At 71.6% G+C, this 14,592-nt stretch carries 8 protein-coding genes; 6 read left to right on the top strand and 2 right to left on the bottom strand.

The window, feature by feature from the left end; all coding sequences use genetic code 11:
- Positions 1 to 498: 498 nt before the first annotated feature.
- From V6U89_RS14115 to V6U89_RS14105, 3 genes are all read left to right on the top strand, one after another.
- Complete coding sequence (locus V6U89_RS14115; protein WP_334571450.1) at positions 499 to 1,092, top strand: hypothetical protein; 594 nt, start codon at positions 499 to 501, stop codon at positions 1,090 to 1,092.
- A gap of 10 nt (positions 1,093 to 1,102) precedes the next feature.
- Positions 1,103 to 2,104: a hypothetical protein gene (locus tag V6U89_RS14110; RefSeq protein ID WP_334571448.1), complete on the top strand. Its 1,002-nt coding sequence runs from the start codon at positions 1,103 to 1,105 to the stop codon at positions 2,102 to 2,104.
- Between the two features lie 138 nt (positions 2,105 to 2,242).
- Positions 2,243 to 2,629, top strand: a complete 387-nt coding sequence (locus tag V6U89_RS14105; RefSeq protein WP_334571447.1) for a hypothetical protein — start codon at positions 2,243 to 2,245, stop codon at positions 2,627 to 2,629.
- Between the two features lie 142 nt (positions 2,630 to 2,771).
- On the opposite strand, the gene V6U89_RS14100 is transcribed toward V6U89_RS14105, so the two are convergent.
- The gene (locus V6U89_RS14100; RefSeq protein WP_334571446.1) at positions 2,772 to 4,550 is read right to left on the bottom strand and encodes a glycoside hydrolase family 6 protein; all 1,779 of its coding nucleotides are present in this window, start codon (positions 4,548 to 4,550) and stop codon (positions 2,772 to 2,774) included.
- 511 nt (positions 4,551 to 5,061) lie between these two features.
- Here V6U89_RS14100 and V6U89_RS14095 point away from each other — a divergent pair.
- Positions 5,062 to 6,366 carry a hypothetical protein gene (locus V6U89_RS14095; protein ID WP_334571445.1) on the top strand — a complete coding sequence of 435 codons (1,305 nt, stop codon included), beginning with the start codon at positions 5,062 to 5,064 and terminating at the stop codon, positions 6,364 to 6,366.
- Positions 6,353 to 7,060 carry a class F sortase gene (locus V6U89_RS14090; protein ID WP_334571443.1) on the top strand — a complete coding sequence of 236 codons (708 nt, stop codon included), beginning with the start codon at positions 6,353 to 6,355 and terminating at the stop codon, positions 7,058 to 7,060. The genes V6U89_RS14095 and V6U89_RS14090 overlap by 14 nt, the downstream gene beginning before the upstream one ends.
- A 57-nt stretch (positions 7,061 to 7,117) precedes the next feature.
- Here V6U89_RS14090 and V6U89_RS14085 read toward each other — a convergent pair whose 3' ends face one another.
- Positions 7,118 to 12,166, bottom strand: a complete 5,049-nt coding sequence (locus tag V6U89_RS14085; RefSeq protein WP_334571441.1) for an NAD-glutamate dehydrogenase — start codon at positions 12,164 to 12,166, stop codon at positions 7,118 to 7,120.
- 287 nt (positions 12,167 to 12,453) lie between these two features.
- On the opposite strand from V6U89_RS14085, the gene V6U89_RS14080 reads away from it, so the two are divergent.
- On the top strand, positions 12,454 to 14,412 hold the full coding sequence (locus tag V6U89_RS14080) for a penicillin-binding transpeptidase domain-containing protein (RefSeq protein ID WP_334571440.1): 1,959 nt from the start codon (positions 12,454 to 12,456) through the stop codon (positions 14,410 to 14,412).
- The last annotated feature ends 180 nt before the right edge of the window (positions 14,413 to 14,592 follow it).

Genomic DNA, 14,592 nt, shown 5'->3' with positions numbered 1-14,592 from the left:
AGTCCTCGCCCGAAGGGGTGGCAGCGGTGGCGCCGGCACCGGCCGGGCAACGTCCCGGCGCGCCGGGCACCGGCTCGGGCGCCTTGGGCAGGATACGTAATCCCAAGCCGTAGCACTACCGTCCGTCTCGCCCATCACTACCAATCCGTTGTGGACCGTCGCCCAAGGACAACCACCGGGGACGACGGACGCCCCGCCGGTGCGCCACGTACCGACCGGGACGGTCGATCGTTGACCGAGATGCCGAGGCCCTCGGCGACCGAGGGCCTCCGGTGGTCCTCGTCGCGCTGGCAGAGGTGCCCTACCCCGGTGCGACCCGCCGGCCTCTCGCAGCCGGTTGACCGAGGACGGCTCGAATCTGGAGCGAGTCAGGTCTTTGCGATGGCGGCCCCGGTGGGGCCCGCACCATGCCCCGATCGGGAAATGGCCAGGAAAGTGCGCGGGATCGGGATTGGCGGCCAGCACGCGGAGGGAATACCAGGTGGCGAAGGAGGAGCCATGTCGCCCACGCAGGTAATCGTTGTGGTTCTCGTCGTGCTGGTGGTCGTGGCGCTGGTCGCCGCGGCCGTCCTGGCCGGCCGGCGGCGCGCGCTCAAGCGCCGCTTCGGCCCCGAGTACGACCGGGTCGTCGCGGAGCAGGACAGCCGCGGCGCCGCCGAACGGGAGCTGCGCGACCGGGAACGCCGGCACGCGGAGCTCGAACTCACCCCGCTGGACCCCGGGTCCCGGGCCCGGTACGCCGCCGCCTGGGAGGAGCTCCAGGTCCGCTTCGTCGACTCCCCCGGCGAGACCGTCGGCGACGCCGACGAGCTGGTCAGCCGGCTGATCGCCGAGCGGGGCTACCCCACCGGGGACTTCTCGGACCAGATCGCCCATCTCTCCGTCGACCACGCCCGCACCCTCACCCACTACCGGGACGCGCACGAGATCCGGGTGCGCAACGAGCGCGGTGAGGCCAGCACCGAGGAACTCCGCCAGGCCGTCGTGCACTACCGCGCTCTCTTCGCCGACCTGCTCGGCGAGGAGCCGGTCGGGCACCGGCCGCCGGAGCAGCGCCGCCCGGACAGCCCGCACGACGTCACCAGCCACTGAGGAGCCGACGATGCGCCAGGAAGAGCAGCAGGGCAGCACCGACCACCCGGAGGCGGTCCGCTCCGCCCCGGTGCCGGTCCCCGCTCCGGACGCCGCAACCCGGACGCCGCGGGACGATCGGGACGGCCGGGCCGACATTCCCGACGACGTGCTGGACGACCGGGGCACCTTCGACGACCCGCGGGTGGCCGCCGACCGGCGCGCCGACGACCCCGACGAGACCCGCCCGTACGACGTGCGTGACCTCGACCGCGACGATGCCGACAGCGACGGACGGCCGGAGTTCCACGAGCCGGCGCTGCCGCCGACCGCCTTCGTGGGGGCGACCTCCGTGGGCGACGCGGTCGCCGCGTCGGCCCTGGCCGGCGGCCCCGCGGAAGAACGGGATCCCCGGGGCGAGGACACCGTGGCGCCGGGTGACGGCGCGCCCGGGCGGACCGAGCCCTTCGACGACGAACGGGCCGACCCGACCGCCGCGGACCGGATCCACGACCGCCAGCGGTGGGAGGCCGAGCACACCCCGGGCGGGGTACGCCCGGACGGCGACGCGCCGGCAGAGGGCGCGGCCGGATACGGCAGCGCCACGCCGACCATGGTCGACCCGGACACCGAGGCGCCGGAGGGTGGTGCGGCGGCCGCCGCGGCGGGTGTCGGCGCGACCGGTGCCGCCGGTGCCGCCGGGGCTGCCGGGGCTGCCGGGGTGGCCGAGGCGGCCCGGCCGTCCGGAGCGAACGTCCCGACGCACGCGGCGACGCTTTTCGAGGCGGACGCGGCGCAGGCCTTCCGGGACCGCTGGCGGGAGGTGCAGCTCCGCTTCGTGGACGACCCCCGCGCGGCGGTCGGCGAGGCCCAGTCGCTGGTCGAGGAGGCGATCCGGGCCCTCTCGGACGCGCTCGCCGCGCAGAAGGAGAAGCTCGGCGGCTGGCAGACGGCCGGCTCGGCGGACACCGAGCAGCTGCGGGTGGCCGTGCGCCAGTACCGCGACTTCCTGGACCGGGTCCTCGGACGCTGACCACCTACCGGACGCCCCGGCCGCACCATCGGCCGGGGCGTTCGCGTGCGGACCGGAAGGCGTGACCTCCGCCGGCATGGCCCGGTCCCAGCGGGGTACGCGGGATAAGGGACACGCCTGGGACAGGAGGTCAGCACCATGACGGATCGTGACCCGAACCGCCGACCGCTGGAAGAGAGCCCGGAGGTGGCCGCCGCGGTCGACGACGAGACCACCGTGCCACAGTTGGTCACCGGGGGCGGCGCCGACCGGAACAACCCGTCCTTCACCGAGCCCGGTGGCGGCGCGGGCGGCGGCGTGCCGACCGAGGACCTCCTCGGCGACCCGTACGCGGCCGGCACCGGCGCCACCGGGACCGGCACGGGGGCCGGCGGGGACAACATCCGCACCGGGGCAGAGCAGCCCTGGGAGCCGGAGGACCTGGTGATGGCCCGTGGGCAGGACATGACGCCGGAGAATCTCGAGCGGGCCCGCCGCGACCTGGCCGAGCACGGCCGGGCCGCGATCGAGCGGACCGTCCCCTGACCGGCAGGCCCGCGGCCCGACCGGCGGGTACGGCGGGGGCCCCTGACCCGACCGGATCGACCGGTCGAGCCAGGGGCCCGTGGGGAACCCGTCGCGGCAGTGCCTCACTCCCGCCGCGGCGGGTGGGCCGTCCGCCCGGTGCTCAGAGCGCCGGGTAGGCGTTCTTCATGAGCTCCTGGAACTGTGCGGAGAACCAGGCGCCGGAGATCGGCGCGTTCGGCAGGGCGCCGCTGAGGCTGTTGCCGTTGCGGGCGTTACCGGTGTAGGTCGGGTCGCACATCCGGTCGAAGCCCTTGCCCTCGTTGTTCGGGATCAGGCTGCTGGAACCGTCCGACTCGCCTGGAGGCTTGACCCACACGTACGCGTCGATGCCCGGCTCCGGCGCGGCCTTGGGCCGCTCGCCGAGGCCCGCCCCGGCCTGGTTGCACCAGTTGCCGGCGTGGATGCGCCGGTCGATGCGGCCACCGTTGACGTAGGTGTCCACGCTGGTCGGCGCGCCCGGACCGGTGGGCCGGGCGGTGCCGCCCCAGCCGTTGCGGGAGGTGTCGATCAGCATGCCGATGTTGGACTCGAAGCCGACGGAGATCAGCTTGCTGCGGAACGCCTGGGCGAATGACAGCTCGTCGACGTACTGGTTCCAGTCGATCCACTTGGACTGGCGGACGGTCTGCCCGTTCACCGTGTCAGTGACCTTGATGTACGGCTCCCGCAGCGCCGAGTAGTTCGCGGTGTTGACGATGAAGCCGTGCACGTTCTTCACCGTGCTGCCGGAGGCGGTGGCGGCCTGGTAGAGCTGGGTCGCGGTCGGGCCGAGGTTGCTGTCCCACCCGATCCAGCCGTGGTGGGCGGCGTCGATGTAGTTGTAGACGTTGCCGATGGCGCCCAGCTTGGCCAGGGCGTACCCGACACCGTTGACGTACGCGCCGTTGGCCTTGACCGTGTCGCACATCGCGGTGCCGCCGGGCTGGCCGGAGGTGTTGGTCACCAGGTTCGGCAGCGAGTCGATCTCGATGATGTTGACGATGCGCAGGCTGGCGTACTTCGGGTCGGACTGGATCGCCGCGATCGGGTCGATGTACTCGGCCTTGTACCGGGGCAGCTCCTCCGGACCCAGCTCACCGTTGGAGGCGAGCGCCGCGCAGTCCCGGCCGGGCAGGTTGTAGATGACGAACTGGATGTAGCCGGCCCCCTGGGCCAGAGCCTTGTCCAGGTGGTCCCGCACCCCCATCGAGCCGTTGGAGCTGCTGCCGGTGGTGCCGTTGATGGCGGCGATCCGGTCCAGCCAGACGGCGGTCGGGTTGTTGGACACCCGGCTGCCACCGGGCTCGGCGTCCGCCTTCGCCTTCCACTCCGGGTTCACGTACCCCTTGACCCCGACGTACGGATTGTCCACCTTCTGGCCCGGCGTGGTCGGCGTCGGGGTCGGGTTGGTGGGCGTGGGGGTCGGGTCGGTGGGCGTGGGAGTCGGGTTCGTCGGTGTCGGCGTCGGGTTGCCGCCGTTGCAGACCGTGCCGTTCAGGGTGAACGAGGTCGGCTTGGGGTTGCTGCCACTCCAGGCGCCGTTGAATCCGATGCTGGCGCTGGCACCCGAGGCGAGCGAGCCGTTGTAGGACTCATTCGTGGCCGTGACGTTCTGGCCCGTCTGCGACCACTTCGCCGACCAGCCCTGCTGCACCTTCTGGCTGCTGTTCGGGAAGGTGAAACCGAGGTTCCAGGAGCTGACCGGGTCACCGAGGTTCTTGATGACGACGGTGGCGGTGAACCCGCCCGGCCAGTCGTTGGTGGTGTAGTCGACGCTGCACTGGGTCGCGGCCTGCGCCGCGGTGACCGGGATGGCCACCATCCCGCCCGCGACCAGGGCGCTCGCACCGGCTAGCGCGACCGCCCGGCGCCGGCCGGACAGGTTTCTCCACAGATTCATGCCACTGAACTCCTTGGGCGAGACCGGATCCGCGTACGGCCCGGCGGAATGGCCCGGGCGGACGTCCCCGCGGGGACGGTCCTCGGCGCCAACGGGATATCTCGGGGGTGCCCGACCCGGACGGGCGTGGTGGTGACGTCGACCGGCCACGCGAACCGGTCCAGCGGCGACGCCGTCCGGTCGGACCGGTTGCCCTCGACGTCTGCCTGCGCGGTGTGGCTCCCCGAACCGCGTGCAGCGATTCTTGCATGGGAGCGCTTCCATGGCAATGCCTCGATACCTTCCGGAAACCCGCACGCAAGGGCACTGGAGATACCTCCCGTCGCACGCAGGCCCAGAGCGCCCGGTAGGTCGACGGCGGGGCAGAAGCCGCCTAGCACCCTTATCGCCCTCTATGCCTAGAAACTCTTAAACACGAATCTTTCCCCAGATAAGTCGCGAAACGGTCTAACGTCGGTCATAGCTCGACTGTCGTCGGGCTCAGGACAACAGGGATGGAGTGACGCAGGTCATGGCAAAGAAGATGCTCGGGAAGGTCGTAGCTGGTGCCGCCCTCGGCGGCGCGTCCCTCCTGGTGTTCGCGCCGGGGATCGCGTTCGCGGACAACAACCACGACGGCGAGGACCGCGACGGCAAGGTCATCGCCAAGCCGCACGTCGTGAAGGCCGGCGACGAGGTCAAGCTCCTCGAGATCTGCCCGGAGCGGCAGGAGCACGCCTTCGTCTGGTCGAAGGTCACCGGAAAGGTGGAGCTCAAGCCGGTGGACAAGAACCGGCATGACGACCGGGGCGACGACCGCGGCGGCGAGCACGGGGACTGGAAGGACAAGGACAAGGACAAGGACTGGGAGCACGGCAAGGACGACGAGGGCCGGGGCGACGAGCACGGCAAGAAGGACGACGACAAGAAGGACGAGCACGGCAAGAAGGACGACGACAAGAAGGACGAGCACGGCAAGAAGGACGACGACAAGAAGGACGAGCACGGCAAGAAGGACGACGACAAGAAGGACGAGCACGGCAAGAAGGACGACGACAAGAAGGACGAGCACGGCAAGAAGGACGACGACAAGAAGGACGAGCACGGCAAGAAGGACGACCACGGCAAGAAGGACGACGACAAGAAGGACGACGGCAAGAAGGACGACCACGGCAAGGGCGAGGACGGCAAGGGCTCGCAGTGGTCGAACGAGGGCGGCCAGCCTCCGGCCAACGGTGCGGGCGGCGGCTTCGCCGCCGACTCCGGGCCGGACCGCGACGCCAAGGACCACGAGGAGGGTCGCGACGAGCACGGCAAGAAGGACGACCACGGCAAGAAGGACGACGACAAGAAGGGCCACGACGAGTACGGCCAGGAAGAGGGCCGGGACCGCAACGGCCACGACGAGAAGTCCGACGAGCACGGCAAGAAGGACCACGACCGGTACGGCTCCGACGAGTACGGCTCGGACGAGTACGGCGACAAGGGCGACTGGAAGAACGGCCACGACGACAAGGGCCGGGACGACAAGGGCCGCGACGACCACTCGGGCTACGGCAAGGACGAGGACCGCTGGGAGCACAAGAAGGACTTCGTCTACTACGGCGAGGCCAAGGTCTCCAAGGACGCCCGTCCGGGCAAGTACGAGCTCAAGGGCTCCTGCGGCGAGGGCGAGCTGGTGGTCCTGCCGCACGGTGGCGTCGACGGTGGTGACGGTGGCATGACCAGCACCAGCACCGACCGCGGCATGGCCCTGGGCGGGGCGGGCATGATCGGCGCGGCCGCCCTGGGTGGCATCGTGCTGATGCGTCGGCGTCGGGCCGATGGCCTCGTCTGACCAGACGGCGACACGGGCCGGCGGCCGTCACGGGAGACCGTGGCGCGCCGCCGGCGCGGCCGTCGTCGTCCTGCTGGCCATGGTGGGCGCCGGCATGATCGGCGCGTCGCTACGAACCGAACCCCCGCCCCGCCCCCCTCAGCCGCAGGCCCAGTCCGCCCCGCAGACCCCCGCCGAGCCGAACACCGTAGGCGGCGAAGGCCCGGTCGAGGCGGTGGAGGTGCCCCCCGTCGCGTTGTCCCGATCCGCCCCCGGCACCATCTCGATCCCACGCATCGGGGTGGACGCCGAGATCATGACGTTGGGCACCAACCCGGACGGCACCGTCCAGGTCCCCCCGCTGGACCAGGCCCAGCGCGCCGGCTGGTACTCCCCGGGGCCCAGTCCCGGCGAGATCGGCAACGCGGTGATCGTCGGGCACGTCGACTCGGCGAAGCTCGGCCCCGCCGTATTCTTCGAACTCGGCGCCCTCCAGCCCGGTGACACCATCACCGTCACCCGCGCCGACGGGGTCAAGGCCACCTTCGCCGTCGACGAGGTCCGGTCGTACCCGAAGGTGTCCTTCCCCACGGAGCTGGTGTACGGCCCGAACGACAAGCCCGCCCTGCGGGTGGTGACCTGCGGCGGCGAGTTCGACCAGGCCGCCCGCAGCTACCCCGACAACATCGTCGTCTTCGCGACGATGACCGCCTGAACGCGAACGCGCCTCCGGTGGGACCTTGGTCCCGCCGGAGGCGCGTCGGCGTACTCGTCAGGCGGCGGCGGAGGTCCGCACCAGGGTGCGGATCTGGCGCAGCAGCACCGACAGGGCGGCCAGGTCGGCCCGCGACTCGTCGAACTCCCCCATCGCCCGGCGGGCGCGGTGGATCGAGGTGGCGTTCGACTGCTCCCACTGGAGCACCCGCTCGTTCGAGGGCAGGTTGTCCGGAGTGGAGTCGAGAACCTCCGCGGTGAGCGCGGCCAGCGCGGCGTACAGGTCGTAGCGCAGCGCCATCCGGGCCAGCGTCTGCCAGCGGTCCTCCCGCGGCAGCAGGGAGATCTTCGACAGCAGGGAGTCCACCCGGAACAGGTCGGACAGGACGAAGTAGACCGAGGCCACCTCGCCCACGTCCCGCCCGCTGGAGGTGGCCGTCTCCACCACGTCGAGCAGGCCGAAGCTGTACATCAGCCGGGTAGCCTGCTCGGCCAGGTCGCGCGGCAGACCCCGCTCGGCCATCGAGTCGATGTGCGCCGCCAGCGATTCCCGCTCGCTGCCGTAGAAGCGCTCCTCCAGGTCCGGCAGGAGCCGGGCGACGCCGTCGCGCAGCCGGGCGATCTCGGCCGGCACGTCGATCGGCGAGCGCCGGTTGGTGACCAGCCAGCGCACCGCGCGGTCGAGCAGCCGCCGGGTGTCCAGGTAGACGCTGGTCTGCAGCTCCGGGGAGACCTTGTTGTCGAGCGCCTCGACGGCGTCCCAGAGCTCGCGCAGCCCGAAGACCTCGCGGACCACCACGTACGCCCGAATCACGTCCGCCGGCGACGCGGCCGTCTCCTCGACGACCCGGAAGACGAACGAGATGCCGCCCCGGTTGATCGCCTCGTTGACCAGCACCGTGGTGACGATGTCGCGGCGCAGCCGGTGCTGGGCCATCCGGTCGGCGAAGCGCTCGCGCATCGGCGTCGGGAAGTAGTTGACCAGGACCTCGGTCGTCCACTCCTCGTCGGCCAGCCCCTCGGCCAGGATCTCCCGCTCCAGCACGATCTTGACGTACGCGAGCAGGACCGCGAACTCCGGCGCGGTCAGCCCGGACTCGGTGCGGACCGCCAGTTCCTCGTCCGGCGGCAGCGCCTCCAGGGCCCGGTCGAGCTGACCGGCCCGCTCCAGCTCGTTGATCATCCGCCGGTGCACCGGGAGCAGGGACGCGGCCTGGGCCTGGGCGTTGTTGATCGCCCGCGCCTGGTCGTAGTTGTCCCGCAGCACCAGCTCGGCGACCTCGTCGGTCATCTGGGCGAGCAGCTCGTCCCGCTCGGGGACGTCCAGTGCGCCGTCGGCGACCGCCGTGTTGAGCAGGATCTTGATGTTCACCTCGTGGTCGGAGCAGTCCACCCCGGCCGCGTTGTCGATGAAGTCGGTGTAGATCCGTCCGCCCGCCAGGGCGTACTCGATCCGGCCGAGCTGCGTGCAGCCCAGGTTCCCACCCTCGCCGACCACCCGGCAGCGCAGGCTCTTGCCGTCCACCCGGATCGCGTCGTTGGACTTGTCGCCCACCTCGGCGTTGGTCTGCGACGACGCCTTCACGTAGGTGCCGATGCCGCCGTTCCAGAACAGGTCGACGGGCGCGGTGAGGATCGCCTTCATCAGCTCCTGCGGGCTGAGCTGCGTCGTGTCCTCGTCGAGGTCGAGCGCGGCCCGGACCTGCGGCGTGATCGGAATCGACTTGGCGGTACGCGGGAAGATCCCGCCGCCCTCCGAGATCAGCTTCCGGTCGTAGTCCTCCCACGACGACCGGGGCAGCTCGAACAGCCGCTTCCGCTCCGCGTACGAGCTGGCCGCGTCCGGGTCCGGGTCCAGGAAGATGTGCCGGTGGTCGAAGGCGGCCACCAGCCGGATGTGCTCGGAGAGCAGCATCCCGTTGCCGAACACGTCACCGGACATGTCGCCGACGCCGACCACGGTGAAGTCCTGGGTCTGGGTGTCGTGGCCCAGCTCGCGGAAGTGCCGCTTGACCGACTCCCAGGCGCCCCGAGCGGTGATGCCCATCTTCTTGTGGTCGTACCCGGCGGAGCCGCCGGAGGCGAACGCGTCGCCCAGCCAGAACTGGTGCGCCGCCGAGATCTCGTTGGCGATGTCGGAGAACGTGGCGGTGCCCTTGTCCGCCGCCACCACCAGGTACGGGTCGTCGGCGTCGTGCCGGACCACGTCGGTCGGCGGCACGATCTCGCCGCCGACGATGTTGTCCGTGACGTCGAGCATCGCGCCGACGAACTCCTTGTAGCAGGCGACCGCCTCGTCGCGGTCCCCCGGCTTCTGCTTGAGCACGAAGCCGCCCTTGGCGCCCACCGGCACGATCACGGCGTTCTTCACCATCTGCGCCTTGACCAGGCCGAGCACCTCGGTGCGGAAGTCCTCCCGCCGGTCGGACCAGCGCAGCCCGCCCCGGGCCACCGGCCCGAACCGCAGGTGTACGCCCTCGAACCGGGGCGAGTACACGAAGATCTCGAACTTCGGCCGCGGGGCCGGCAGGTCCGGGATGGCCTGCGGGTCCAGCTTGAACGCCACGTACGACTTGGGTCGCCCGCCGACCGGCTTCTGGTAGAAGCTCGTCCGCAGGGTGGCCTGGATCAGCGTCAGGTACGACCGCAGGATCCGGTCCTGGTCCAGGCTGGCCACGTCGTCCAGGGCCGCGCTGATGGCGCCGACCAGCTCGTCGCCGCGCTGCCGGCGCTCCTCGATGCTCGCCGCACCCGGGGCGAACCGCGTCTCGAAGAGCTCCACCAGCAGGGCGGCGATCTTCGGGTACGCGATGAAGGTCTGCTCCATGTAGTCCTGGGAGAAGACGGTGCCGGCCTGGCGCATGTACTTCGCGTACGCCCGCAGCACCACCACCTGCCGCCAGGTGAGACCGCCGCGCAGGACCAGCTCGTTGAAGCCGTCCACCTCGGCCTCGCCCCGCCAGGCGGCGGCGAAGGCGTTCTCCACGTGCGGACGCACCTCGGCCAGCTCCTGGTGCCGTTCGGGCAGGCGCAGGCCGAAGTCGTACAGGAAGACCCGGCCGTCGACCCGGTCCACCTCGTACGGGTGCTCGTCGACCACGGCGACGCCCAGCGAGTGCAGCACCGGCAGCACGGCGGAGAGCATCATCGGCTCGCCGTACCGGTAGACCTTGAAGCGCACGTCCATGGCCTCGTCGGCGTCCGCGCCGGCCCCGCGCGGAGCGAGCTGCTTGCGGAACAGGTGCATCTCCAGCTGGCCGGGCTCCTCCAGCAGCTCCAGCTTGGCCAGGTCCTTCATCGCCTCGTACGGCGTGTGGCCGTCCTTGTAGCCCTCGGGGAAGGCGTCGGCGTACCGGCTGAACAGGTGCTTGGCCTGCTCGTCGCCGAGCTTGCGCTCCAGCACCAGCCGGTAGTCGTCGTCCCAGAGCCGGGTGGCGTCGGCCAGCTCCTCGGCGAGCAGGTCGGCGTCGACCTCGCCGGGCGGGTTGGTCGGGTCGGTGCGGACGATGAAGTGCACCCGGGCCAGCATCGACTCGGTCACCCGGGTGGTGTAGTCCACCCCGACGCCGTTCAGCTCGTGCAGCAGGATGTCCTGCATGCGCAGCCGGTTCTGGGTGGTGAACCGGTCCCGGGGCAGGTAGATCAGGCAGGAGATGAACCGCCCGTACGCGTCCCGGCGCAGGAAGACCCGCAGCTGCCGGCGACCGGCCATCCGCAGCACGCCGATCACGGCGTGGTACAGGTCGTCGGTCTTGATCTGGAACAGCTCGTCGCGCGGGTAGGTCTCCAGGATCTGGAGCAGGTCCTTGCCGGAGTGGCTGCGCTGGCTCAGGCCCGAGCGGTCCAGCACCTCGGCGACCTTGCGGCGGACCACCGGCAGCTCACGGACGCTGGTCCGGTACGCCGCGGTGGAGAACAGGCCGAGGAACCGGCGCTCCCCGACCACGTCGCCCGCCTCGTTGAAGATCTTGAACCCGATGTAGTCCAGGTAGGCCGAGCGGTGCACGGTCGCCCGGGAGTTCGCCTTGGTGATGATCAGCAGGCGCTTCTCCATCACCTTCTCGTGCGCCTCGGGTGTCATCGACGACAGCGCCCGGGCCTCCGGCGAGTCCGACCGCAGGATGCCCAGCCCGGTGCCGAGCACCGCCTCCAGCGCCGGTCCGTCGCCGCCGTCGCTGTCGACCAGCCGGTACTCCCGGTAGCCGAGGAAGGTGAAGTGGTCGTGGGCCAGCCAGCGCAGCAGCTCCACCGAGTCGGTGATGTCCTTCTCAGGCACGGGCGGACGGTTGTCGGAGGTCCGGGCCGAGGCCAGTTCGTCGGCCAGCGCCAAGGCACGCTGGCGCATCTTCGGCCAGTCCTCCACCGCCTCGCGCACGTCGGTGAGCACCCGCTGCAGCTCGCGGCGCAGCTTCTCCCGCTCCCCCGCGTCCCGGACCGGGTCGATCTCGATCCGCATCCAGCTCTCGACCAGGTCGCCGGCGATCGCGTCGTCCGGCTCGACGTCGGCGGAGACCTCGGTCAGCCGGCCGAGCGGCTCCCGCCGGACCACGACCAGCGGGTGCACCAGCAGGTGCACGTCGAGGTGGTGGGAGTTGAGCAGCGCGGTCACCGAGTCGACCAGGAACGGCATGTCGTCGGTGACGATCTCGATGACCGTGTGGTGCTGCTCGGCGTCCGGCTCGTGGATGCGCAGTTTCAGCTCGCCCGGCACCCGCTGCTGGGCCAGGTCCCGGTGCGCCCGGGCGGCGTCGAGCATCTCCTCGGCGGTGAATCCGATCAGTTCCTCGTCCGGCGCGAACCGCCAGAAACGGCCCACCAGGGTGGCCGCGTCGTGGTCGTCGCCGGCCAACGCCACCGCCTGGGCTACCAGGCGCTCCGCGTTGGGTACCGGCTCGTCGAGCTCCGCGTCCTCCACGTCGTCACCGAGCGCTTCGGAAGGAAGCCCCAGGTCGTAGAGGGTGTCGATACTCGAACCGGTCATCCCGGTAACTCCTGTGTCGAGTCGGCCGAAGCCGTCCCCGTCGGTCGCCGAATCGAAGCTGTCGTCCCGGCCGGTGTCAGCCTGCCGGAGGTCGGGTCCCGGTTTGATCGCCGGACGCCGGTCCATCGGTGCCACTCCCCTCGACCCACCGCGTTGTGGGTCACTCTGCCGCCCAGCCTAGGCCCTGCCACTCTGTCCGTTCGTCGGCGGACCACCGGCCGGACGTCCGGTTCGGGACTCTGTCCTTTCACCCGTTGCAGATGCGTGGTCGGCCGGCTGCGGAGTACCCCGACTCGCGATGTTCATCACACCGCCGTCGGGCTCTTCACGCAGCGTGCGGCCACGCCGGGGCGGTACGGGGAGCACGGCCGTACTAGCGTGCAGGGCAGTCCGAGATCCGGAGGTACCGCTCCATGCCCGTGTCGTACCCGTTCCGCCGTCCCCGTACGCGCATCCGGTCGGCCCTCGCGGCGCTGACCGCCACCGTGCTGGCGGCCGGCGCGCTCACCGGGTGTTCGGACGGTGACGGACCGGAACGGACCGTCGACGCCTTCCTGGCCGGCTGGCGCTCCGGGGACCTCGGCGCGGTCGGGTTCATCGACCCGACCGGCGCCCGGCTGCCGGCCACCGAGGTCGCCAAGGAGATCAAGGAACTCTCCGGCGAGCTGGCCGCCACCCCGCCCACCCTGCGCCGCTCCGGCGACGCCAAGGTCACCAAGGACATCGCCACCGCCACGGTCCGGGTGGAGTGGGCGCTGCCGGGCAAGACCACCTGGGCGTACGACCGACCGGTGCGGCTGCGGCAGGGCCGGGACGACCAGTGGCAGGTGATCTGGGAGCCGCAGCTGGTGCAGGAGCAGCTCGGCGAGGGCGACCGGTTGACCGTACGCCGGACCGCCAGCCCCCGGGCCGGGGTGCTGGACGCGGCGGGACAGCCGATCGTGGCGCCGCGGCAGGTGGTCCGGGTCGGCGTGCAGCCCAGCGAGGTGACCGACGCGAAGGCGCTGGTCCGGCAGCTCGACGCGGCGTTCAAGGCGATCCGGCCGGCGCTGAATCCCCCGGTCGACCTCTCCGACCTGCCGAAACGGCTCAGCGAGGCGGATCCGGGCGCCTTCGTCGAGGTGGTGACGCTGCGGGACGAGGCATACCGGCAGATCCGGTCGCGCATCTACGACCTGCCCGGCACCCGGTTCCCCACCGACAAGCGGGACCTGGCCCCCACCCGGGAGTTCGCCCGGGCGCTGCTCGGCTCCGTCGACGAGGCGCAGGCCGACGACCTGGCCGCCCACCCCGACCGGTACGCCAAGGGCGATCTGGTCGGGCACGGTGGTCTCCAGGGCCGCTACGACGACCGCCTGCGCGGCACTCCCGGGCTCACCGTGCTCGTGCAGGGGCCGGCCGGCCCCGACGGCACTCCGGAGCCGACCGAGGTCTTCCGGCATGAGCCGCAGCCCGGCCAGCCGCTGAAGACCACCCTCGACGTGGCCACCCAGAACGCCGCCGACACCGCGCTGCGCGGCGAGAAGCGCCGCTCGGCGCTGGTGGCGGTACGGATCAGCGACGGCGCGGTGCTCGCCGCGGCGAACGGGCCGGGCGCGGCCGGGGAGAACCTGGCCTTCACCGCCCAGGTGCCGCCGGGCTCCACCTTCAAGGTGGTCAGCGCTCTCGGCCTGCTGGACCGCGGCGCGGTCGGCGCCGACTCCGTCGTGGACTGCCCGAAGACGTTCACCGTGGACGGACGCCCCTTCAAGAACTCCGACGACTTCGTCCTCGGCAAGGTGCCGTTCCGCACCGACTTCGCCAGGTCCTGCAACACCGCCTTCGCGTCCCTGGCGCCGAAGCTCGGCCCCGACGGGCTGGCCGTCACCGGCCGTACCCTCGGCCTGGAGGGCAACTGGGACCTCGGCACGGACGCCTTCACCGGCAAGGTCTCGGCCAACGGCTCGCCGGTCGAGCAGGCCGCCGCCGCGATCGGCCAGGGCACCACCGTGGTCAGCCCGCTGGCCATGGCCGGGGCCACCGCCGCGGTCGCCCGCGGCCGCTGGGAGCAGCCGAAGCTGGTGCTCGACCCGGCCCCGGCCAAGCCGGCGGAGCCCGGCCCGCAGCTCAAGGCCGAGTCGGTGGAGCCGCTGAAGGCGATGATGCGCGAGGTGGTCACCGCCGGCACGGCTAAGGCGCTGGCCGACGTCCCCGGCGGCCCGGTGTACGGCAAGACCGGCACCGCCGAGTACGACAACAACCCGGCGCACACCCACGCCTGGTTCGTCGGTTGGCAGGGCGACGTCGCGTTCGCGGTCTTCGTCGAGCAGGGCGGGTCGAGCACGGACAGCGCGGTCCCGATCAGCGAGCGCTTCCTCCGCGCCCTCCGCTGACCCGCCCCGGCCAGCGCTCCGGGCCGTCCGCGCGTTGGTCACGGGCGGGCGAGCCCTGGGCGCAAGAGGCGGGGGCACCGGGTGGTGTCCCGGCGGCGAGCCGACATCACCCCGGCGACACCGGCCGGGACCGCGCCGGGCGCGACCGGCCCGCGCGGCGTGCGACCGGCCCGCACGGCG

Origin of the sequence: Micromonospora sp. CPCC 206171 (genome assembly GCF_036906755.1) — a bacterium.
GTDB lineage: Bacteria > Actinomycetota > Actinomycetes > Mycobacteriales > Micromonosporaceae > Micromonospora > Micromonospora purpureochromogenes.
Note: the sequence above shows the minus strand (reverse complement) of the source record. Positions and strands in the feature narration are given on the sequence as shown.

Coding starts and splice junctions, on each gene's coding strand:
- V6U89_RS14115 (WP_334571450.1), top strand. CDS start 499: ATGTCGCCCACGCAGGTAATCGTTGTGGTTCTCGTCGTGCTGGTGGTC.
- V6U89_RS14110 (WP_334571448.1), top strand. CDS start 1,103: ATGCGCCAGGAAGAGCAGCAGGGCAGCACCGACCACCCGGAGGCGGTC.
- V6U89_RS14105 (WP_334571447.1), top strand. CDS start 2,243: ATGACGGATCGTGACCCGAACCGCCGACCGCTGGAAGAGAGCCCGGAG.
- V6U89_RS14100 (WP_334571446.1), bottom strand. CDS start 4,550: ATGAATCTGTGGAGAAACCTGTCCGGCCGGCGCCGGGCGGTCGCGCTA.
- V6U89_RS14095 (WP_334571445.1), top strand. CDS start 5,062: ATGGCAAAGAAGATGCTCGGGAAGGTCGTAGCTGGTGCCGCCCTCGGC.
- V6U89_RS14090 (WP_334571443.1), top strand. CDS start 6,353: ATGGCCTCGTCTGACCAGACGGCGACACGGGCCGGCGGCCGTCACGGG.
- V6U89_RS14085 (WP_334571441.1), bottom strand. CDS start 12,166: ATGGACCGGCGTCCGGCGATCAAACCGGGACCCGACCTCCGGCAGGCT.
- V6U89_RS14080 (WP_334571440.1), top strand. CDS start 12,454: ATGCCCGTGTCGTACCCGTTCCGCCGTCCCCGTACGCGCATCCGGTCG.